General features: G+C 70.5%; 16 protein-coding genes. 7 read left to right on the forward strand and 9 right to left on the reverse strand.

What is annotated here, in order from left to right; all coding sequences use genetic code 11:
- Positions 1-11: 11 nt before the first annotated feature.
- From ACWCPY_RS31525 to ACWCPY_RS31555, 7 genes are all read right to left on the reverse strand, one after another.
- Positions 12-962 carry an ABC transporter permease gene (locus ACWCPY_RS31525; protein ID WP_451270691.1) on the reverse strand — a complete coding sequence of 317 codons (951 nt, stop codon included), beginning with the start codon at positions 960-962 and terminating at the stop codon, positions 12-14.
- Positions 955-1881, reverse strand: a complete 927-nt coding sequence (locus tag ACWCPY_RS31530; protein ID WP_266414763.1) for an ABC transporter permease — start codon at positions 1879-1881, stop codon at positions 955-957. Before ACWCPY_RS31530 ends, ACWCPY_RS31525 begins: the two co-directional genes overlap by 8 nt.
- A 150-nt stretch (positions 1882-2031) precedes the next feature.
- Complete coding sequence (locus ACWCPY_RS31535; protein ID WP_451270693.1) at positions 2032-3675, reverse strand: peptide ABC transporter substrate-binding protein; 1644 nt, start codon at positions 3673-3675, stop codon at positions 2032-2034.
- A gap of 529 nt (positions 3676-4204) precedes the next feature.
- Positions 4205-6076: a translational GTPase TypA gene (gene typA / locus ACWCPY_RS31540; protein WP_403768427.1), complete on the reverse strand. Its 1872-nt coding sequence runs from the start codon at positions 6074-6076 to the stop codon at positions 4205-4207.
- 577 nt (positions 6077-6653) lie between these two features.
- Positions 6654-9098: an ABC transporter family substrate-binding protein gene (locus ACWCPY_RS31545; RefSeq protein WP_451270696.1), complete on the reverse strand. Its 2445-nt coding sequence runs from the start codon at positions 9096-9098 to the stop codon at positions 6654-6656.
- 264 nt (positions 9099-9362) lie between these two features.
- Entirely contained in the window at positions 9363-9920 is a 558-nt protein-coding gene (locus ACWCPY_RS31550) for an isochorismatase family protein (protein ID WP_451270698.1), read from the reverse strand.
- Positions 9921-10006: 86 nt separating this feature from the next.
- On the reverse strand, positions 10007-10486 hold the full coding sequence (locus ACWCPY_RS31555; protein WP_451270700.1) for a MarR family winged helix-turn-helix transcriptional regulator: 480 nt from the start codon (positions 10484-10486) through the stop codon (positions 10007-10009).
- A 171-nt stretch (positions 10487-10657) separates the two neighbouring features.
- Here ACWCPY_RS31555 and ACWCPY_RS31560 point away from each other — a divergent pair, with 171 nt between their 5' ends.
- Positions 10658-11713 (forward strand): LacI family DNA-binding transcriptional regulator, encoded by a 1056-nt coding sequence (locus tag ACWCPY_RS31560; protein WP_451270702.1) that lies wholly within the window; start codon positions 10658-10660, stop codon positions 11711-11713.
- Positions 11714-11751: 38 nt separating this feature from the next.
- On the opposite strand, the gene ACWCPY_RS31565 is transcribed toward ACWCPY_RS31560, so the two are convergent.
- On the reverse strand, positions 11752-12747 hold the full coding sequence (locus tag ACWCPY_RS31565; RefSeq protein ID WP_451270704.1) for an acetylxylan esterase: 996 nt from the start codon (positions 12745-12747) through the stop codon (positions 11752-11754).
- A gap of 250 nt (positions 12748-12997) precedes the next feature.
- On the opposite strand from ACWCPY_RS31565, the gene ACWCPY_RS31570 reads away from it, so the two are divergent.
- From ACWCPY_RS31570 to ACWCPY_RS31590, 5 genes are all read left to right on the forward strand, one after another.
- Positions 12998-14248 (forward strand): sugar ABC transporter substrate-binding protein, encoded by a 1251-nt coding sequence (locus tag ACWCPY_RS31570; protein ID WP_451270706.1) that lies wholly within the window; start codon positions 12998-13000, stop codon positions 14246-14248.
- A gap of 5 nt (positions 14249-14253) precedes the next feature.
- A complete protein-coding gene (locus ACWCPY_RS31575) occupies positions 14254-15243 on the forward strand; it encodes a carbohydrate ABC transporter permease (protein WP_451270708.1) in 990 nt (329 codons plus the stop codon).
- Positions 15240-16148: a carbohydrate ABC transporter permease gene (locus tag ACWCPY_RS31580; RefSeq protein WP_451270710.1), complete on the forward strand. Its 909-nt coding sequence runs from the start codon at positions 15240-15242 to the stop codon at positions 16146-16148. Before ACWCPY_RS31575 ends, ACWCPY_RS31580 begins: the two co-directional genes overlap by 4 nt.
- Positions 16149-16252: 104 nt before the next feature.
- Positions 16253-17455 carry a glycoside hydrolase family 1 protein gene (locus ACWCPY_RS31585; RefSeq protein WP_451270712.1) on the forward strand — a complete coding sequence of 401 codons (1203 nt, stop codon included), beginning with the start codon at positions 16253-16255 and terminating at the stop codon, positions 17453-17455.
- Between the two features lie 284 nt (positions 17456-17739).
- Complete coding sequence (locus ACWCPY_RS31590) at positions 17740-19212, forward strand: glucoamylase family protein (protein ID WP_451270714.1); 1473 nt, start codon at positions 17740-17742, stop codon at positions 19210-19212.
- 76 nt (positions 19213-19288) lie between these two features.
- On the opposite strand, the gene ACWCPY_RS31595 is transcribed toward ACWCPY_RS31590, so the two are convergent.
- Positions 19289-20326, reverse strand: a complete 1038-nt coding sequence (locus tag ACWCPY_RS31595) for a hypothetical protein (protein WP_451270754.1) — start codon at positions 20324-20326, stop codon at positions 19289-19291.
- A 196-nt stretch (positions 20327-20522) separates the two neighbouring features.
- On the opposite strand from ACWCPY_RS31595, the gene ACWCPY_RS31600 reads away from it, so the two are divergent.
- Entirely contained in the window at positions 20523-22637 is a 2115-nt protein-coding gene (locus ACWCPY_RS31600; protein WP_451270716.1) for a TPM domain-containing protein, read from the forward strand.
- Positions 22638-22646: the final 9 nt, after the last annotated feature.

Genomic DNA, 22646 nt, shown 5'->3' on the forward strand with positions numbered 1-22646 from the left:
GTACGCCCTCCTCAGCGCAGCTTCGGGTCGAGGGCGTCGCGTACCGCGTCGCCGAGCATGATGAACGCGAAGACCGTGAGGCTGAGCATTCCTGCCGGGAACAGCAGCGCGTGCGGGTTGTCCCGGATGGCCTGGCTGCCCTCGGCGATGTCGATGCCCCACGAGATCGTCGGGTCCGCGAGCCCGAGTCCGAGGAACGAGAGCGTCGCCTCGGCCGAGATGTACCCGCCCAGCGCGATGGTGGCCACGACGATCGTCGGGGCGAGCGCGTTCGGCAGGACGTGCCGGAAGAGGATCCGCGGGGTGCCGGCGCCGAGCGCGCGCGCCGCCGTCACGTAGTCCGCCTGCTTGGCGGTGATCACGGAGGCCCGCATCACACGGCAGATCGAGGTCCAGCCCAGGAAGGCCAGGGCCAGGATCACCACGTACACCTTGCGCTCGGTGAAGGCGTTCAGGACGACCATCGCGCCGAGCAGGAAGGGGATGCCGAAGAAGATGTCGGTGACCCGGGAGATGATCGAGTCCAGCCAGCCACCGAAGTAGCCGGCCAGCATGCCCAACAGCCCGCCGACCAGGGTGACCGCGGCGGTGACGCCGACGCCGACCAGGATCGAGGCGCGGGTGCCGTAGATGACACGCGCGTAGATCGAGCGGCCCTGGCCGTCGTAGCCGAACCAGTCGGCCTGGAAGAAGTGCCCCAGCTCCGGCTTGGTCAGGAAGTGGTTGGTCAGGTCGCCGTCGCGCGGGTCGGCACCGGTGAAGAGCCCCGGGAACGCCGCGACGACCAGCAGGATGAGAAGCAGGATCGAGGAGATCCAGAACATCGGGCGGTGGCGCAGGTCGAACCACGCGTCGCCCCAGAGGCTGCGCGGCTTGCCCTGCTCCTTGTGGCCCTCGGCGGCCGAGGGTGCGGCGGTGGCGTCCACCACCGCTTCGGTCTGGGTCTTGGTCGCGTCAGGCATACCGGATCCTCGGGTCCAGGACCGCGTACAGCAGGTCGACGAGCAGGTTGATCACAAGGATGACGAGGACGAAGACCGTGACGACGCCGACGATCGTCGAACCCTCGCGCTGCTGCAGCGCCTTGAAGAGCAGGTTTCCGACACCCTGGACATTGAAGATGCCCTCGGTCACGACCGCGCCGCCGATGAAGCCGCCGACGTCGGTACCGAGGAAGGTGACGACCGGGATCAGCGAGTTGCGCAGCAGGTGGACACCGATGATGCGGCGTCGCGGCAGGCCCTTGGCCATCGCGGTGCGCATGTAGTCGGCGCGCAGGTTCTCCGCGAAGGTCGTGCGGGTCAGCCGTGCCACGTACGCCATGGAGAGCATGGCGAGCACGAAGCCCGGTAGGAACAACTGCGCGTAGTCCGTGGAGTCCTGGACGTTCGGGGCCACCCAGCCGAGCTGGTCCGCGAGGACGAAGCGGGCGAGGAAGCCGAGCACGAACACCGGGATCGAGATGACGATCAGGGTGAAGATCAGTACGCCGGTGTCGGCGGCCTTGCCGGCCCGCAGACCCGCCCAGGCACCGAGCCCGATACCGACGATGATCTCGATGAGCATCGCCACGGCGGTCAGCCGCAGGGTCACCGGGAAGGACTCGGACATCTCGTCGATGACTTCGCGGCCACCGAAGGTCTTGCCGAAGTCGCCCTGGAAGAGATTGCCCATGTAGTCGATGTACTGCTTCCACAGGGGCTGGTCGAGCCCGAACTCATGGCGCAGCGACGCGACCTGTGCGGGGTCTGCCGCCTTGTCTCCCCACATCGCCCGGATTGGGTCACCGGGAAGGATGTGGACCATGAGGAAAATAATCAGAGTGGTCCCGATGAATACCGGGATCATCTGGAGCAGTCGCCTTGCGACGTAACGCCCCATCATGCCTCCATGCCGTGAGGGGTCGGCGATGGCCTTGTCAGTGGTCTCCGCCGCGGGGTGTGGGGGGAGAGCCCCGGGGCCGACGCCTACGGGCCGGCCCCGCCGCCCCTCCGGAGAGGAGCGGCGGAACCGGCCGTCGGATCCCGAAAGTTACTTCTTGGCCTTGACCTGGACGTCGGTGAAGATCGGGTCACCGTCCTGGCCGTAGACGATCTTGCCGAACACGTTCGTCGACTGACCGGAGTTGACCTTGTAGAACCACAGCGGGATGGCCGGCATGTCGTTCTTCAGGAGCTGCTCGGCGTCCTGGTACATCTTGACGGTCTCGTCGAGCGTCTTCGCCTTGTCGGCCTTCGCGGCGAGGGCGTCGAACTCCTTGTTGGAGTAGCCCGAGGTGTTGCCCGCGGCGGTGGAGCCGTACAGGTCGCGCATGAAGTTCGAGTTGACCGGGTAGTCGAGCACCCAGCCACCGCGGTACATGGACTTGACCTGGTGGTTGTCACGCGCGTTCAGGTCGGCCTGGAAGTCCGGCTTGGAGTCGCCGACACACTCGACGCCAGTCGCCTTGCGGATGCTGTTGCAGACCGCGTCGACCCACGGCTTGTGGGACTGGTCGGCGTTGAACTGGATCGAGATCTTGTTGCCCGGGACGCCGCCACCCTCCGTGATGAGGGCCTTGGCCTTGGCCGGGTCGTACTTCACGATGTCGCCGAGGGCGCCGGGCTTGTAGCCGAGCACGCCGCGGGCGACGAACGAGTCGGCCGGGGTGCGGGTGCCGTGCAGCACGGTCTTGGTGATCGTGTCACGGTCGATCGCCATCGACAGACCCTGGATGACCTTGGGGTTGATGTTCTTGAACTGCTTGGTGTAGAACGCCGGGACGATCGACTGCACCGCGGAGTACTCGGCGTCGATGGCACGGTCGCCGAGGTCCTGCTTGTAGCTGGTCAGCGCGGTCGTCGGGATCTGCTCGATCCAGTCGAGGTTGTTCGACCGCAGGTCCGAGTAGGCGGCGTCGGCGGTGGTGTAGTTCTTGAAGTCGATGCCACCGTTCTTGGCCTTGTTCGGGCCCTGGTAACCGTCGAACTTCCGGACCTTGATCAGCTTCTTGTGGTCCCACGAGACGAACTTGTAGGGGCCGTTGCCGATCGGCTTCTGGCCGGCGGCGGCCGGGTCCTTGAAGAAGGACTCGGGCAGCGGCGCCCAGACGTCGTAACCCAGCTTGTACGCGAAGTACGAGACCGGGCCGACCAGGCTGATCGTGAAGGTGTTGTCGTCAACGATCTTCAGACCGGACATCTTGTCGGCCTTCGGCGCACCCTTGGCCGGGTGGACGTCCTCGTAGCCCTTGATGTCCTGGAACCAGCTGGAGTTGGTCTGGTTGTTCTTGACGTTGGCCGACCAGTTCCAGGAGTCCACGAAGGACTTGGAGGTGACCGTGGTGCCGTCGTGGAACTTCCAGCCCGGCTTGAGCTTGACGGTCCACACGGACGAGTCCGCGTTGGGCGTCACGGACTCGGCGTTCACGTAGGTGAGCTTGCCGGTGCCGGGCTCGTAGTCGACCAGGCCGGAGAAGATGGTGCGCAGGACACGGCTGCCCTGGCTCTCCTTGGCGTTCGCCGGCTGGAGCGGGTTCTGCGGCTCGCCGAGCTGGGCGGTCAGGATCCCGTTCGGGTCCGCCTTGCCGGACTTCATGCCGCTGTCGCTGCCCTTGTCGTTACCACCACAGGCGGTCGCGGCCAGGGCGATGATGGCCGCTCCCGCGACCCACTTGGCGCTCTTGGCACCACGCATGGGTTTCCTCCTCATGAGTCCACTTTTGACTACAAGAAGGGCACTGGAGTGATACACCGACACCCCTGACGGTGATCGTTTCAGTGCCCCTAGTGTGCTCGTGAGTCGGCACTCCCCACAGTGCGTGACCCATTGACCCGAGCTCAATGGAGCCAACTATTAAGTACGACCGGGCTGTAAACCACACTTAAGGGGTCTCGTTTTGACAACATCGAGGAAGCCCGATTGCCCGAAATCCGGACAAAGTGATCTCAGACAGACACGCTCGAAACGGACCGTTAACGCAGCTTTCGGAGAGCGACGATCGATATGCGGACGGATCGCCGGAGAAAACCACTGGACAGAGGCCTGATCCGCCTGCTTGACAACGCGACGTCGGTTCCGTGCGGTTGCTGAAGCAACACCGGATGCAACACCGTGCTCCCGGACGACCCCCCGGACCATCGCACGACAGGGCCCGGCCTCCCGTCAACTGACGGAAGGCCGGGCCCCGTTGTTCATACGGGCGCGCCCGGCGCCCGGTACCGGATCAGCGCTTGGCGCGCGACGCGGCGCGGCCGCGCTCCTTCTGGTCGAGGACGACCTTGCGGATACGGACCGTCTCCGGGGTCACCTCGATGCACTCGTCCTCGCGGCAGAACTCCAGGGACTGCTCCAGGGAGAGCTTGCGGGCCGGCACCACGTTCTCCGTGGTGTCGGCGGAAGCCGCACGCATGTTGGTGAGCTTCTTCTCCTTGGTGATGTTCACGTCCATGTCGTCGGCGCGGGAGTTCTCGCCGATGATCATGCCCTCGTAGACCTCGGTGCCGGCCTCGGTGAAGATGACACCGCGCTCCTGGAGGTTGACCATGGCGAACGGCGTCACGGAACCGGCGCGGTCGGCGACCAGCGAGCCGTTGTGACGGGTGCGCAGCTCACCGAACCACGGCTCGTGGCCCTCGAAGATGGAGTGCGCGATGCCCGTGCCGCGGGTCTGCGTCAGGAACTCCGTACGGAAGCCGATGAGGCCGCGGGACGGAACGATCCACTCCATGCGGACCCAGCCCGAACCGTGGTTCGTCATGGTCTCCATGCGGCCCTTGCGGGTCGCCATCAGCTGGGTGATCGCGCCGAGGTGCTCCTCGGGGGAGTCGATCGTCATGCGCTCGATCGGCTCGTGCGTCTTGCCGTCGATCTGCTTGGTGACGACCTCGGGCTTGCCGACCGTGAGCTCGAAGCCCTCACGGCGCATCTGCTCGACGAGGATGGCCAGCGCGAGCTCACCGCGGCCCTGGACCTCCCAGGCGTCGGGGCGCTCGGTGTCCAGGACGCGGAGCGAGACGTTACCGATCAGCTCGCGGTCCAGGCGGTCCTTCACCTGGCGGGCGGTGACCTTGTGGCCCTTGCCGCCCTTGCCGACCAGCGGCGAGGTGTTCGTACCGATGGTCATCGAGATGGCCGGCTCGTCGACCGTGATGAGCGGCAGCGCGATCGGGTTCTCGGGGTCGGCCAGGGTCTCGCCGATCATGATGTCCGGGATACCGGCGATGGCGCAGATGTCGCCCGGGCCCGCCACCTCGGCCGGCTTGCGGGTGAGCGCCTCGGTCATCAGGAGCTCGGTGATGCGGACGTTGGACATGGTGCCGTCGCGCTTGATCCAGGTGACGGTCTGGCCCTTGCGCAGCTCGCCCTGCTCGACGCGGCAGAGCGCGATACGGCCGAGGAAGTTGTCGGCGTCCAGGTTGGTGACGTGGGCCTGGAGGGGGGCGTCCTCGTCGTACTCCGGGGCCGGGACGTGCGCCAGGATCGTGGAGAAGAACGGCTCCAGGTTGTCGCTGTCGGCCGGGACGGTGCCGTCCTCCGGCTTGGTCAGCGAGGCGACGCCGTCACGGGCGCAGGCGTAGACGATCGGGAACTCGATCTGGTCCTCGTCCGCGTCGAGGTCCAGGAAGAGGTCGTACGTCTCGTCGACGACCTCGGCGATCCGGGAGTCCGGGCGGTCGGTCTTGTTGATGCAGAGGATGACCGGCATCTTCGCGGACAGCGCCTTGCGCAGCACGAAACGGGTCTGCGGGAGCGGGCCCTCGGAGGCGTCGACCAGGAGCACGACCGCGTCCACCATCGACAGACCTCGCTCGACCTCACCGCCGAAGTCGGCGTGGCCGGGGGTGTCGATGATGTTGATCGTGATCGGGTCCCCGCCGTCCTTGGGGTGATACTTCACCGCCGTGTTCTTGGCGAGGATCGTGATGCCCTTCTCACGCTCCAGGTCGTTCGAGTCCATCATGCGGTCGTCGAGGTGCTCGGCGGCGTGCGCGGCGAAGGCACCGGCCTGCTTGAGCATGGCGTCGACCAGCGTGGTCTTGCCGTGGTCGACGTGGGCGACGATGGCTACGTTACGGATGTCGTGGCGCGTGGGCATGGGTGGCTTGCGCTTCTCTCGGATCGTGGGATCAGGCGTCTAAGTCGGTCTCAAGTCCTCGTACGCCCGCCGGGCGGACACGCCACGGCTTGTCCAATGGTACGGGGCTGGCGCCGCAGCGGCTTCCCGGGCGAGATCCACCGGCCTCGGGAGGGGCTCTTCCCGGGTCCGCCGCGTGGGGGCGGGCGGTGGTCGCACCGAGCGCCGACGAGCCCGGTCGCAACGGTGAAAGCCCGCGTCCGCCTCGCGTTCCTGCCCCCGTGGCCGGTTCTTCCGGTGAATTTCACCGGTGGCACGGCCGCGGCACGGCAGGCGGCGGAGGCGGACGCGGGATCGCGCGGCTTCGGAGGTGGGGCTCCGAAACGGAATCTCCGGGAGAACCGGAGCAGGGCCTGTCCGGCGGATCAGGGCAGGACAGCCCCCGGGGGCTCCGAGGTGGGGGCTCGGAGGTGGGGGATTGAGCGGCCACCCGGGTCGACGGGCAGAAGCGACCTTGCCCGCCGGGCAATCCGGCGGGCAAGGGATTTGAGCCAGTTCTGAGCTTCCGGCGCTGTTGTGACCTGCTGGTTCTTTCTCGTTACCGCAGCTTCTCGTACGTGTGCTTCTTCCGGTTCGCCGGGGCTCCGGCGGCCTGCGGAGCCTTGAAACCGATGTCCTGGTAGCGGGGTGCCCCGAAACCGAAGGCGCCGACGTTCGCCAGCTTCCGGTTCGCCGCCACGAGCTGCGGGCGCTGATAGAGCGGAATCGATCCTGCGGCGGCCCAGATCCGGGCGTCGGCCTGCTTCATCAGATCCCGGGCGGTGCCCTCGTCCAGCTCCGAGACCGCCTGGTCGAAGAGCTGGTCGATGTGGTCCGTACCGACGCGGGTGTAGTTCTGCTCGACGAGCAGCGAGCCGTCGGTGGCGGGTACCGGCTTGGCGAAGATCGGGCGGTCGTCGGTCGCCGGGTAGGCGGTCGCGGGCCAGGAGTACAGGGCCAGGTCGTAGTCGCCGGAGGCGATGTGGTCCTGGAAGTAGCTCTTGTCGGACACCTTGGTGATCTCCGTACGGATGCCGACCGAGTCGAGCATCGCCGAGATCTTGTCCCCGACGCTGCGCAGCGGCTCCGCCCCGGGGCCGGACGGCAGGACGAAGCGCAGGGTCAGCGGCTTGCCGTCCTTGCCGAGCGGGCCGCGGCGCCCGTCGGCCCCCTGGGCGGGAGCCGCGGTGCCCGCGGGTGCGTACGCGCCGGCGGCGCCGCCCGGCCGCCTGTCCTGGGCGGAGACCCGGGAGGGCACGTCCTCCGACGTACCGGGCTCGGAGAGGTATCCGGCCCGGCGCAGCAGGACGGAGCGGTGGAACCCGGCCGCGGGGGCGGGGGCGGGGGCGAGTACATGGGTGGCGGCGCCGCCCACCGGGCCGCCGTCGCCGGGCTCGTCGCCGTCGCCGGGCTCGTCGCCGTCGCCGGGCTCGTCGCGGTCGCCGGGTTTGTCGTCGTCGCCGACGATGTACAGGCCGTCGTCACGGGCGGGCTCGCGCCGGTCCGCGGCGTCGCCCGTCTTGCCGTCCGTGCTGCCCGCCTTCCCGGCCGCCGGGCCCGTGCTCTTCTTCTCCGCGTCCTTCCCGCTCTTCTTCCCGGCCTCGCTGCCCGCCTTGGTGCCGTCCGACTTGCTGACCGCGCCCTCCGGCGTCCAGCCCGCGTCGGCCAGCAGCGCCTGCGCCTCCTCGGTGTCCTGGCCGCCGAGCGCGTCGCTGCTGTCCTCGTACGCCGGCTGTCCGGCGAGGGCCAGGTGGCTGCCGAGCGGCCGGGCGGGCAGACCGAGCGGCCCCAGCACGGTGTCGACGAGCTCCTGGCGGTTCAGGGCACGGGCCACCGCCCGGCGCACCCGGTCGTCGGCGAGCGGCCCGGACTCGCCGTTCAGCGCGAGCTGGGTGTAGGCGGGCTCCAGCGACTTGCGCACCGCGTAGGCGCTCAGCCCGCCCTGTTCGGCGGCGTACGCCTCGGCGGCGGCCCGGCTCTTCTCCCTGGCCGCCTGCGCGGCGGCGGCCTGCTCGGCGTTCGAGCCGTGTGCCTCGGCCCAGGAACGCAGGGCGGCCGCCGGATCCGGCGCGGCACCGGGCCCCTGGGCGAGCGGCTGCCCGTTCGCGGCCTTGCCGCCGGCCGCCTGCGTGATCCGGTGCGCGGCCGCGGCGTCGACATCGGCCACATCGACCTTGCCCGCGGCCAGCGCCGCGGTGCGGTCCTGCGGTGCCACGGCCCGGAAGACCAGTGAGTCGAGCTTGGCCGGGCTGCCCCACCAGCGCGGGTTGCGGACCAGCGTGACCTCGCCCTTCTTCTTGTCCACCCCGCCCAGCCGGAAGGGGCCGGCGGTGGCCTTGAGGGTGGTCCGGGCTCCGTCGTTGAAGGTGCTCGGAGAACCGGTCACCTCCTTCGGGTACAGCGGGGAGAACAGCGAGCGCCAGTCCCCGTACGGTTTGGCGAAGGTGACCCGTACCTCCAGGTCGTCGGCGCCGCGCTCGATCTTCTCGATGCGGTCGTAGCCGGCGTTGCGGGCGGTCCAGAACGCCGAGTCCCGGCCGCTCAGCGCCCGCCACTGGGCGACGAAGTCGGGCGCCCCGATCTCCCGGCCGTCGCTCCACACCGCCTGCTGGTTGAGCCGGTAGAGCACCACCTGCCTGGGCTCGCTCTCGACCACCTTCGCGGACTCCAGATAGTCCCGGTTCAGCTGCGGCCTGCCCGTGGCGTCCAGCGGGAAGAGCGTCGGCAGCAGGGCGCCGGTGATCCGGGTGGTGGAGCTGTCGGCGTCCGCCTGGAAGGCGTTGAGGGTGGCGGGCACGGAGTCGATCGCCCAGTCGACCGTGCCGCCCTCGGTGACCAGGTCACGGCCGGTGACCGCGATGTCCTGGGGTGCGAACCCGGCGGAGGAGCCGTCGTCGCCGGAGCTGCAGCCCGCCAGCACAGGGAGTGTCAGCACACCCGTCGTGAGGAGCGCGAGAGAGCGGCGCTTTCGGGCCGTCCCCCGCGGGACGCCGACGTGGGACATGGCTGATACCTCCGGGGCCGGCCCGGCCCACCCGTCAGCGGATGTGCCGGATTGAGCGTTTTTGGTGGCATTTGCAGTTGATCACACTGGTTCCGTCCATCCACTGAAGGCGCCCCCGCGCGAGAGGCGGCGCAGACACGGCGCGGCGGCCCGAAACCTCACCCGTGCGGCGCAGCGGCCCCGGCTGCCGCGCCGCACGGGTGAGGAGGACCGGCCGGCCACGGGGACCGGCCCGGCCGGGAGGATCGGAGGCCACCTGGCGGCCTATCGGCCGAGCAGCGCCACGATCGCCTCCGTCGTGTCCGTCTCGGCCAGGCGCGGGAAGATCCTCTCGACGCTGTTGCGGTGGGCATCGGCGTCCATGTCGGTGACCGCGTCCGTGGCGATCGTGACGTGGTAGCCGTGCTCGTACGCCGAGCGGGCGGTGGACTCGACGCCGATGCTGGTCGCGATGCCGGTGAGGACGACCTGGGTGACGCCCTCGCGGCGCAGCCGGAGGTCGAGGTCGGTGCCGTGGAAGGCGCCCCAGGTGCGCTTGGTGACCACGATGTCGCCCTCGCGCGGGCCGAGCTCGGGCACGATGTCGGCCCAGTCCGCGGGCAGCGCGCCGCCCGCCCCCATCGACGTCTCGTTGCGGCCGGGCGCGCCGTCGACGACATGGACCAGGACGACCGGGAGGCCCTTGGCACGGAAGGCGTCGGCGAGGGCGACGGAGTTGGCGACGACGTCGGCGGCGGGGTGGGCGGTGTCCAGACCGGCGATGCCCTTCTGGAGATCGACGACGACCAGGGCGGTCTTCGGGTCGAGCGTGGTGGCGGTCACGTTGGTGCTCCTGGGTGGTGTGGGTGAACGGTTCGGTTCATACGGGTGCGGGGCGGGGGCGTGCCGGTCGCGGCCGGCGCCGGACGTCAGTGCCCGGTCAGCCGGTCCAGCAGCTCGATGGCCTCGGCCACGGTGCGGCGCTCGGCGCCGTCGAGCTCGGCCGCCACGGCCCGCGCGAGCCAGTCGTGCTTGGCGGCCCGGACCTCGGCGAGCGCCGCGGCCCCGGACTCCGTGAGCGACATCACCGACTTGCGGCCGTCCGCCGGATCGGGTGCCCGCTCGACGAGACCCTGACCCTCCAGCGCGCCGAGGGTCAGCCGCATGGACTGCGGACGCACGTACTCCGCGCGGGCCAGCGCGGCCGTGGTGGCCGGGCCGTCGAGGTCGAGCCGGGCGAGCACCGAGCGCTGCGTCGGCGTGAGCCGGCTCCCCGAGGACGTACTGCGCAGCCGCCGCAGCAGCCGGCCGACCACGGCGGCGAGCTCCGTCGCCAGCTGCTCGGCGTCCGGCCCGGCGGACGGGGCGGGGCGACGCCCGGCGGGGGTGGTTCCAGTCGGTTCCGGCATGCCCTCAACGTAAAAGATGCACAGGCAACCTTGCAAGATTACCTGTCATTCCTCTGGGCGGTCTTGCCCGTCACGCGGCGTGCGATCTAGGGTGAATGCGCTTTCAGAAGAGGGTCGGTACTTGCAACAGCAGGTGCTCCGGTACAGAAGAAGAAGCGGACGGTCGGTCGAGTGAGCGCGCCAACGGTGTACGACGTCGCCGAGCGGTCGGGCGTCTCCATTGCCACGGTCTCGCGGGTCTACCGCACCCCCGATTCGGTACGCGCCCAGACCCGTGAGCGGGTCCTCGAAGCCGCCCGCCAGCTCGGTTACGTACCCAGCGGGAATGCCCGGGGCCTGGCCAGCCGGACCACCGGCGTGCTCGGGCTCTGCTTCCCCGACTACGCCGACCCCGACGCCGAGGCCGACGCGGAGGCGGACAGCGACGCCGACGACGCGGTGATGCTCTACTCCGACCAGATCATCCGCGGCATGGAACGGGCGGCGCGGCGGCACGGTTACGCGCTGCTGATCGCCGCCTCGCTGGAGGGCGGTCCCGAGAGCCTCGTCGCGAAGGTCGCGGGGCGGGTCGACGGTTTCGCCGTGCTGGCGCAGACCGTGCCGACCGAGGACCTCGAAGTGATATCGCGCCGGCTTCCGGTGGTGATGATCGCCGGCCCCCGCGAGATCGACCATCTCGACCACATCGTCGTCGCCAACGCCGACGGCGAGCGCGAACTGGCGCGCCACCTGATCGAGGACCACGGCCTGCGCAGACTCGCCTTCGTCGGCGGCGAGGCCGAGTCGCCGGACGCCGGGGCACGGTTCCTCGGCTTCCGGCAGGCGTGCCGCGACGCCGGACTCCCGGTGCCGGACGAACCCGATCTGCGGGCCGAGATGATGACGCAGGCCGAGGGCGCGCGGGCCGCGGAGGCGCTGCTCGACCGGCCCGGCGAACGGCCTCAGGGGGTGCTCTTCGCCAACGACCAGATGGCGGTGGGCGCGCTGCGCGCACTGGAGCGGCGCGGGGTGCGGGTGCCCGAGGACATCGCGGTGACCGGCTTCGACGGGATTCCGCTGAGCCGGATCGTCCGGCCGCCGCTGACGACCGTGCGCCAGCCGATCCGCCGGCTCGGCGAGCAGGCGGTGGAACTGCTGGTGCAGCGGCTGGGCAACAGCGGCGGCGAGCCGGTGTCGCTCACGCTTCCGGTGTCCCTGATCCGCCGCGCCAGCTGCGGCTGCGGCTGACGGGAACCGGCCCGGGCGGGCCGGCCCCGTACCGTCCCTCAGGCCCGGCGGCCCAGCCGCTCCCCGAAGAAGCGCTGCCGGGCCGCCCGGAGCTCCGCCGCCTCCGCCGCCGTGCCCTCGTACTCGAAGTGCCCCGCGTCCAGCACCTGCAGCTCGTGCTCACCGGCCAGTGCGTTGTGCACGGCGAACTGCCCCGGCGGCGGCACCGAGGGGTCGAAGAGCGCCGCGGCCACCAGCGTGGGCGTCTCCAGCCGCGTCGCGGCCGTGGCGGCGTCGAAGTACGGCAGCACCTCGGTGACCTCGGGGTGGCCGAGGCGGTACTCCCGCACCGCCTCCCCGCTGCCGATGCACGGCAGGGTGAGCCGGAGCGGGTGGTTGCCGAAGGTGGGCACCGTCAGCTGCCCGGCGCCGAAGCGGTCGTCCCAGGGCAGCGCCAGCGCGCCCAGCCCGCCGCCGAAGCTCTCCCCGAGGTACCCGAGTCCGGGGCCGCCCTCCCCCGGTGCCAGTTCCGGCACCAGTTCGCCCAGCGCCGACGCCGCGCACCACAGGTCCGCCACACAGTCGCCGATGACATACGTGTCGCGCGACTCGATGCCGTGCAGCACGTGCGCGGCGGACACGTCCGGGATGCCCGGGTGCAGTCCGCGCGACTTCATGCCCCGTACGCACGGCAGGATCGCCGCGGCCCGGGGCAGCGGCAGCGGCACGTCGGGGCCCGGCTCCTCCCGGCCGCCGTAGCCGTGTCCGATGACGAATCCGTACTCCGCCGGCCCCTCGACGGGCAGCGCCACCCAGCCGCCGAGCCGCACCCCGCCCACCGAGGTGAAGGTCACGCCGTGGATCCGCACCCCGTCGCGCTCCTCCTCCGGCGGCCCGAGCTCCGGCTCCGTGGCGACCTTGCGGGCCTCCGCGTAGCGGGCCTGCCAGAAGGTGTCGAAGTCGTCCGGAGCGGCGGGAGCGGGGACCTCCAGCAGGTCCTGGAGCGTGCGCCCGTACGTGGGATCGAAGGGGAAGTCGTGTTCGAACGAAGCCATGGCCCCGACCGTATCGGCCCCGTCCCCGGCGGTACAGGCCGATGATCATGGACCTCTCAGCGAAATCGGTCACATCATCCCCAATTTCGCAAACAACACACTTACCGTGCCAAGTTGAACATTCAGATGTCCAGCACGTTGCACGAGTGTGACCTAGCACCCTCTTGCGGATTCCTGAATCTCTGCCGCAGAGTGATGTATGCGCTTACAGGCAGCGCATACATCCGGATTGCTCGAGGAGGAGCCCTCCATGTCCCGCACCGCCAGAAACGCCTCGATCGGTATCGCAGTCACGGCTGCGCTCACACTCGGTCTCACCGCGTGCGGCAGCTCCGGTGGCGACGACGTCGCCGCGGACAAGAAGCAGACGCTCACTGTCTGGGCCATGGGGGCCGAGGGCGAGAAGCTCGCGGATGTGGCCAAGGTGTACGAGAAGGCCAACCCGAACATCACCGTCAAGGTGACCCCGGTCGGCTGGGACGTCGCCCACCAGAAGCTGGTCTCCGCGGCCGCCGCCGGCACGCTGCCGGACGTGGCGCAGATGGGCGGCAGCTACATGGGCGAGTTCGCCGAGCTCGGTGTGCTGGAGCCGGTCGACACCAAGACCTTCGACGAGAAGGACTTCTTCCGGTCCGGCTGGAAGCAGGGCGAGGTCGACGGCCAGGCGTACGGCGTGCCGTGGTACGTCGACACCCGCGTCCTCTACTACCGCACCGACCTGGCCGAGAAGGCCGGCATCACCAAGGCTCCGACCGACTGGAAGGAGATGCAGGACCTCGCCACGGCCTACCAGAAGAAGGCCGGGACCAAGTGGGGCCTGTCCATCCAGCCCAGCGGCCTGGACACGGTGCAGAACTTCTACTCGTTCCTGTACTCGGCCGGCGGCGAGATCGTCAACGACAAGGGCGAGGTCGTCATCGACAGCCCCGAGGCCGTCAAGGCGCTCAAGGAGTACGGCTCGTACTTCGACAAGGGCCTCTCCAACAAGTCCGTGCAGCCCGGTTACGACGTGGTGAAGGACTTCGGCAACGGCCGCGTCCCGATGTTCTTCGGCGGCCCCTGGCACGTCACCCTGCTGAACGAGGGCCAGCCGCAGCTCAAGGGCAAGTGGGCGGTGGCCAACGTGCCCGCCGACAAGTCCTCCGTCTCCATGGCCGGCGGCTCCTCCCTGGTGATCTCCAAGGACAGCGAGCACAAGGCCGCCGCCACCGAGTTCATCAAGTACCTGACGGACACCAAGGGCCAGGCCGACTGGTACAAGCGCACCAAGGACCTGCCGGCCAACACCTCCGCCTGGACCTCCGGCGATCTCGCCGACGACACCAACCTCCAGGTGTTCAAGAAGCAGATGGACACCGCCAAGTCGTCGCCGTCGCTGTCCAACTGGACGGAGATCACCGACAAGGTCGACCAGGCCATCGCCAAGGTCACCCAGGGCAAGGCGTCCGCCGAGGACGCGCTCAAGACGGCCCAGTCCCAAATCGAAGGCCTCGTGAAGTAGGAGTCATGCGCACCATGACCTCAAAGGCCGCGCAGACGGCCAAGGTGCAGGCCGGGCCGGGGGCCTCCGGGACCCCGGCCGCCGGGCCCGCGGGTCGCCGGGGCCGCAGGAAGTCGATGGGCGTGCAGAACGTGGCCGGCTGGCTGTTCTCCACCCCCTTCCTCGTCCTGTTCCTCGTCTTCATGGCGTTCCCGATCGTCGCCACGCTGGTGATGAGCTTCACCGACTTCGGGCTGCGCAATGTCACGCACCCGATGGACGCGAACTTCATCGGCTTCGAGAACTACGTCAACCTGTTCAGCGACGACAAGTTCCTCAAGTCGCTGTTCAACACGGCGTACTTCGTGGTGATCGGCGTACCGCTGACGATCTTCCTCGGGCTGGTCGTCGCCGTACTGCTGAACAACGGCATCGACCGGGCGCGGACCTTCTTCCGCGTCGGCTTCTACGCCCCGGTGGTCACGACCATCGTCGCGGTCGCCGTGGTGTGGCGGTTCGTACTCGACCCGAGCGACGGGCTCATCGCGGGGCTCTTCTCCGAAGTGGGCCTCACCTCGCCCGACTTCCTGGGCTCCGAGACGCTCGCCATGCCCTCGATGATCGCGATGGCGGTCTGGCGCAACCTCGGCACGGTCATGGTGCTCTTCATCGCGGGTCTGCAGGCCATCCCCACCGAGGTGCGGGAGGCCGCGCGGCTGGACGGGGCCGGTGCCTGGCAGGAGTTCAAGGGCATCACCGTGCCCCTGCTGCGGCCGACACTGCTCTACGCCACGGTGATCACGACCATCGGTTACCTCAATGTCTTCGAGGAGCCGTTCGTGATGACCCAGGGCGGTCCCTCGGACTCCACGCTCACCGTCTCGCTGAACATGTACCGCGAGGGCTTCAACTTCTTCCACATGGGCTATGCGAGTGCCATGGCGTATGTCCTCTTCGTAGTGATCATGGGCATCACGGTGCTGCAGCTCCGACTGCTGAAGGACAACACGAAATGAGCGCCACCAGTGCACCGGGCGCCGTCTCGACGGCGCCGTCGAAGAAGCCCGGGGACACGCGGCCGTCCGTGCCGAAGAAGGCCCGCAACCCGAAGCGCGTCCTGGTCTACGTCCTGCTGTCGGCCGGCCTGCTGATCATGTCGGCGCCGTTCCTGTGGATGGCGATCTCCGCCTTCAAGACGCAACAGGACCTGACGGCCAGCCCGCCCGTGTGGATCCCGACCGAGTGGACCCTGGAGAACTTCCGGGAGCTGCTCGACAAGCTCGATCTGCCGCTGTACTTCATGAACTCGGTGATCGTGGCGGTGCTCGTCACCGTCTCGAACCTGGTGTTCTGCTCGATGCTCGGGTACGCCCTGGCCAAGCTGAACTTCGCCGGCCGCAACAAGATCTTCGGCCTGGTGCTCGGCGCCCTGATGGTGCCCGGCAACCTGATGCTGCTGCCGCTGTTCGTGCTGATGAGCAAGTTGCAGCTGATCGACTCGTACGCCGGTCTGGTGCTGCCGTTCGCCGCCGGAGCCTTCGGGGTCTTCCTGATGCGGCAGTTCATGCAGTCGATCCCGGACGAGCTGCTGGAGGCGGCCCGGATGGACGGTGCCGGTGAGTGGTACATCTTCTGGCGCATCGTGATGCCGCTGGTGAAGCCCGCTCTGGCGACGCTGTCGATCTTCACCTTCCTGGGTTCCTGGAACAACTTCGTCTGGCCGCTCATCGCGACCAACGACCCCGACAAGTACACCCTGCCGGTCGCGCTGGCCACCTTCGCCACCGACCCCAACAAGGCGGGCGGCTCCAACGGCATGCTGATGGCCGGCTCCCTGCTGGTCGTCCTGCCCGTCGTGGTCCTGTTCATCGCGCTCCAGCGGCACTTCACCCAGGGCATCGCCACGGCCGGCATGAAGTAGGCCGGCCGGGCCCCGGCCCGCCCCCGCGGGCCCACCGAAACGTACGAGGCCACGGCCCCACCCCCGTCGGCCACACCCCTTCATCACCAGAGAGACGGTTTGCGATGACGCACACCCAGGTCCCGTTCCCCGAAGGCTTCCTGTGGGGCGCCTCCACGGCCGCCCACCAGATCGAGGGCAACAACATCAACAGCGACTGGTGGGTCAAGGAGCACGCCGCGGGCACCCACATCCAGGAGCCCAGCCTGGACGCCTGCGACAGCTACCACCGCTGGCACGAGGACATGGACGTGCTGGCCGGTCTGGGCTTCACCGACTACCGGTTCTCCATCGAGTGGGCGCGCATCGAGCCGGTCGAGGGCACGTTCTCCCGGGCCGAGATCGCCCACTACCGCCGCATGGTCGAGGGCGCCGTCGAGCGCGGCCTGCGCCCCATGATCACCCTGCACCACTTCACCGTGCCGCAGTGGTTCGAGGCGCGCGGCGGCTGGACCGCCGAGGGCGCGACCGAGCTCTTCGCCCGCTACGTCGCGGCCTGCGCGCCGGTGATCGCCGAGGGCGTCAGCCACGTCTGCACCATCAACGAGCCGAACATGATCGCCGTGATGGCCGGCCAGGCCAAGCGGGGCGACAACAGCTTCCCGCCCGCCGGGCTGCCGACCCCCGACGACGAGACCACCGAGGCCGTCATCGCCGCGCACCACGCGGCCGTCGAGCAGGTCCGCGCGATCGACCCGGACATCAAGGTCGGCTGGACCATCGCCAACCAGGTCTACCAGGCCCTGCCCGGCGCCGAGGAGGTCACCGCCGCCTACCGTCACCCCCGCGAGGACGTCTTCATCGAGGCCGCCCGCGGCGACGACTGGATCGGTGTGCAGTCCTACACCCGGACCAAGATCGGCACCGACGGCCCGATACCCACCGCCGAGGGCGTCGAGCGCACCCTCACGCAGTGGGAGTACTACCCCTCCGCGGTCGGCTACGCGCTGCGTCACACCGCCGAGGTGCTGGGCAACGGCATCCCGCTGATCGTGACCGAGAACGGCATCGCGACCGACGACGACAGCCGCCGCGTCGACTACTACACCGGCGCCCTGAACGAGGTCGCCTCCGCGATCCAGGACGGCCTGAACGTCCAGGGCTACCTGGCCTGGAGCGCGCTCGACAACTACGAGTGGGGCTCCTACAAGCCCACCTTCGGCCTGATCGGCTGGGACCCGGAGACCTTCGAGCGCCTGCCCAAGCCGTCCGCCGTCTGGCTGGGCGAGATGGGCCGCACGCGCGCACTGCCGCGCATCGCCGGCTGACCCCGGCACCCCGGGCCGAACGACTTCGGCTCCCCCGGACCGGGAGCAACCTGACAGCTCCCGCCCGTACGGGAACCGGCGACACCTGACGGACGCCGGTTCCCGTACAGCAGGGTCCTTCGACCCTGTGCCCGCGTACGGCGCCGCTCGTGTCCTGCCCTGCTCACGAGCGGCGGCGCACGCCGGTGCCGTACACGGCACGGCGCCCCGCGCCCACGAATCACGACCGACGAACGAAATCCGCCCACCGCCCACAGCCGGTGGCTCTTCTTCGAGGGGTTCTGATGGACCGTCGTACGTTTCTCACCGCAGCGGGGACAGGGGCCGCCGCCCTGTCGCTCGGCCCCGTGGCCGCGCCCCCGGCGGGCGCCGCGCAGCCCGCGCGCGGCTCGCACGCCCCGCTGCTCCTGCGCTGGTTCCGCGACACGTATCGCTCGATCGAGGCCATGACGACCGACTTCGGTCTCGCCGTCGACAAGATCGACGTCAGCGGGCCCGGCACCCCCGTGCAGTCGCGTCAGACCTCCCCCACCAACATCGGCTGCGGCCTCTGGTCGACCGTGGCCGCCGCCGGGCTCGGGGTGATCGACGACGACACGATGCGCCGACGGCTGGAGCACACCGTGCGGGCCGTCGAGAAGCTGGAGCGCCACCACGGCTTCTGGCTCAACTGGTACGACGCGCACGACGGTTCGGTCCTCACCCAGTGGCCCGGCACCGGCGACCCGGTCCGCCCGTTCCTCTCCTCCGTCGACAACGCCTGGCTGATCACCGGCCTGCGCATCGCCGCCGACGCCGCGCCCGCCCTGCGCCCCCGCGTCGCCCGGATCCTGGCCACCGCCGACTGGTCGTACTACTACACGCCGTACGACCCGGCCGACCCGGTCGCCGGCCCCGGACAGCTGCGCGGCGGCTTCTGGCCCGACACCGAGGAGCCCACCGGCCACCACTACGGCGCGCTCAACACCGAGCCGCGCATGGCCAGTTACCTGGGCATCGCGGACGGCTCGCTGCCCGCCGACCACTACTGGCACCTGCTGCGCACGATGCTCCCGGAGCACGAGCAGGAGCAGCACCCGCAGGGCAGCTACGTCGCCATGGACGGCGTACGGGTCTGGCAGGGGCACTACACCCACCGCGGCCGGAAGATCGTGCCCAGCTGGGGCGGTTCGATGTTCGAGGCCCTGATGGTGCCGCTGTTCGTGCCGGAGGCGGAGTGGTCGCCGAGGTCCTGGGGCCTCACGCACCACCGCTACGTCCGCAGCCAGATCGAGCACGGCATGGCGGAGGCGGGGTACGGGTACTGGGGCTTCTCCCCCGCCAACATCCCCGAGGGCGGCTACCAGGAGTACGGCGTCGACGCGATCGGGATGCAGGTCGACGGCTACGCCTCCAACACCGACCGCACGTACACGAAGGACGGCGAACCGCTGCCGCCCGCCTCGGCGTTCACCAACGGTGTGGTCACCCCGCACGCCTCCTTCCTCGCCCTGCCCTACGCCCCGGACGAGGCGATCGCCAACCTGCGCGCGCTCGACCGCGACTTCGGCGCCTACCACGCAGGGTACGGCTTCCGGGACTCCGTCAACGTCGGCACCGGGCGGGTCAGCGACTATCTGCTCGCGCTCGACCAGGGCATGATCGCCGCGGCGCTGGCCCAGGCGATCCGCCCCGGCCTGCTCCAGCGGCCGTTCCGGACCGGTGGATTCCGGTCGAAGGTGCGACCGCTGCTCGCCAAGGAGCGGTTCTCCATCTGAACCGCCTCGAAGCGTGGTGGCGTACCGGTCCGGGGCGGAGCGCTCGGGGCCCGGCCCCGGCCCGGTACGCCACCGCTCAGTTCCAGCCCGCGCGGTACGCCGCCCAGTCGCCGTCCCGCGCGGCGAAGTCGACGTAGAGCGCGACCCCGAACCGTTCGCGGCCGCGGTCCGTGCGCCCCAGTCCCAGCCGGGTGCCGCGGACCGCGGCCGCGACCGTCTCGGCCGACTCGTGGTGTCCGAGGTCGTTCTCGTGGAAGAACGGCAGCCCCATCAGCAGATCGGTGTCCTTCGGCGTCACTTCGAGGGCGAGCGCCGTCTGGTGGGCGACATAGCCGCCGAACATCCCCTCCAGGGGCATCCAGGTGTCGTACGACATGACGGCGATCTGGTCGACCCGGCGCGCGACCTGGCCGAAGAACTTCTGCGACCACCACTTCTCGCTGCCGCCGCTGACCACGCCGAGCACCCGGTGCGCCGCGGGCAGCGGGTCGATCTGGTGGGCGGCGACCGACAGTCGCGCCCCGCGCGCCCCGGTGAGCGCGCCGAGGTCGTCGAGGAGCGAGAGGTAGTGGCGGTCGCCGGAGTGCAGCGGCTCCAGGTCGAAATGGACGCCGTCGAACCCGGCGTCCAGGATCTGCCGGGCCGAGGCGACCACGGCGGTGCGGGACGCGGCCCGCTCCAGGCGCAGCCCGTCGGGCCCCTCGGTGGCGAGTACGTCGCCGAGCCAGGCCTGGACCCGGATGCCGGGCAGGGTGCGGTGCACGGCGGCGATCAGCCACCGGGCCCTCGGGCAGGCCGTGACGGGCAGGGTGCCGTCGTGCTCCAGCGGACCGGCGTGGACGTACAGGTCCTTGATCCCGGTGCCCTCGATCCGGGCGGCGAAGGCGGCGAGGTCGGCGTCGTCCTTGCGTCCGTCGACCCAGGCGTGGCCGAGCCAGATGGCGTCACGGCCCCGGGTGCGGGTGCCGTCGCCGGGGTCGCCGGAGTAGTTGAGCCGCAGGGCGACGCCCGCGGTGAGGACCGGCACCACGATCAGTAGGACGGCTGCCAGCCCGATGCGTCTCGGCCAGGTCCACCGGAACCGGGCCGCCCGTCCCCGTATCGCCCCGGCCATGCGCCCGATCCCTGTGAACACGTCCGTCTCCCCCTGTGTGCCGGTGTGCCGCGGGGCCTGTCCGCCCCTGATCCGCGGGACGGGCCCCGGCCGTACGAGGGCATCATGGCGCACCGCCCGGAGGGCGACGGCGGGCCGGGTCGCCGGGTCGCGGGTCACGGAGGGTGGACATAGCCTCACAAAGGTGATTCCGCTCGTGAGCCGTACCCGGATATCCGCACCGGGCCGGGCCCTTCTCGCCGCGCTGCTGGCGGTGTGCTGGCTCGCCCTTCCCGCGGCGCAGGCCGCTCGCGCCGACGGTCCCGTCACGCTGTCCCGGGACGGGCAGATCACCGACAAGGTGGGGGCGCTCGGCGACCGCAGGGACCAGGTGCGCGCCGCACTCGACCGGCTGTACGAGCAGCGCCGCGTCCAGCTCTTCGTCGTGTACGTGCGGGACTTCTCCGGGCGGTCCGCGCAGAGCTGGGCCGATGCGACGGCCGACCGCAACGGCCTCGGCCGCGACGACGCCCTGCTCGCCGTCGCCACCCACGACCGGCAGTACGCGTACACGGTCGAGCAGGGCTCCCGGCTCACCGACGCACAGCTGGCCGACGTGGCGCGCACGGCGATCGAGCCCGCGCTCCGGGAGAACGACTGGGCCGGTGCGGCGATCGGCGCGGCGGACGGCTACTCGGCCGTGCTGGCCGGCAAGGCCGTGCCCACCCCGGCCGTCACCCCCGGGGTCGCCGATCCCGGAAGCGGCGGCTCCGGCGGGGCGAGCACCACGGACCTGATCCTTCCGGTGGTCGTCGTGGTCGGGGCGGCAGCGGCGGCCGGCTACGCGTACACCCGGCGCAGGCGGCGCGCCACGACCCGTACCACGCCCGGCGCGACGGGCTGGGGCCCCGCTTCCGCCGGGCCGGGCGGCTCGCCCGCGCCGACTCCGCTGCCCGAGCTGGACGCCCGCGCGAAGGAGGCGCTGGTGGAGACGGACGACGCGGTCCGCACCAGCGAGGAGGAACTGGGTTTCGCCACCGCCCAGTTCGGCGAGGAGGCAGCGGTCCCCTTCACGGATGCCGTCGGATACGCGAAGGGCGAGCTGACGGCCGCGTTCCGGCTGCGCCAGCAGTTGGACGACGCCTTTCCCGAGGACGACGCGACCAGGCGCCGGATGCTCGACGAGATCATCGGCCGCTGCACGGACGCGGGCTCCCGCCTGGACGCCGTGTCCGGGGACTTCGACCGGCTGCGCGCCCTGGAGCGCGACGCCCCGCAGGCCCTGGCCACCGCCGAGGCGGCGTTCCGGGCGCTCGCCGGACGGGTCGCGGCGGCCGAGGCGGCCCTGGCCACGATGCGCGAGGAATACGCGGAGTCGGCCTTCGCCGCGGTCGCCGGTGACATCGAACAGGCGAAGGACCGGCTCGTCTTCGCCACGTCGAGCCTCAACCGGGGCCGGCAGTCGGTGGACAGCACCAGCAATTCCGCGGCGGCGGTGTACATCCGGGCCGCCGAGGGCGCCGTCGACCAGGCGACCACCCTCGTCGACGCGGTGGAGCGGCGGAGCCGGGAACTCGCGGAGGCGGCGGGGCGGCTGCCCGCCGCCCTCACCGGGACGGAGACCGATCTGGCCGAGGCGGGCGGGCTGCTCGAAGGCACCGGGGAGGGTGCCCCGACCGCGGATCTGCGGGGCCGGATCGCCCGCGCGCGCTCGGTGCTCGGCGATGTGCGGGCCAAGATGCGGGCCGGTCCGTACGACCCGATCGACGCGCTGCGCCGGGTGGAGGAGGCGGACGCGGCGCTCGACGCGGCGCTGGCCGGCGTCCGCGAGCGGGAAGCGGGCGACCGGCGGGCGCTCTCCCTCCTGGACGGGGCGGTGCTCACCGCGCGTTCGGCGATCTCCGCCGCGGCCGACCACATCACCACGAACCGGGGGGCGGTGGGCAGCCAGGCCCGGACCCGTCTGGCGGAGGCCCAGCGGCGGCTGGAGCGGTCCCGCGAACTGGCCGGGGCGGGGGATCCGCAGGGCGCGCTGGCCGAGGCGCAGCAGGCGGACTCGCTGGCCGGCCAGGCCCGGAGCCTGGCCGAACAGGATGTGCGCGCGTACGGGAACCGGAACGGTCCGGGCGGTGCGCGGGGTACGGGCGGCGGGGTCGGCGGCGCGGTGCTCGGCGGCATCATCCTCGGCGGCCTCCTGGGCGGCGGGGGCGGGCGCGGCGGCAGCGTTCACGGCGGAGGCTACGGCGGCGGGGGGCACGGAGGGGCTGCCGGACCCGGCAGCTTCGGCGGCGGAGGCACGCGCGGCCGGCGCGGTGGCGGCGGCCGCTTCTGAACTGCCGGT

The sequence above is a fragment of the Streptomyces sp. NPDC002403 genome (assembly GCF_053593015.1).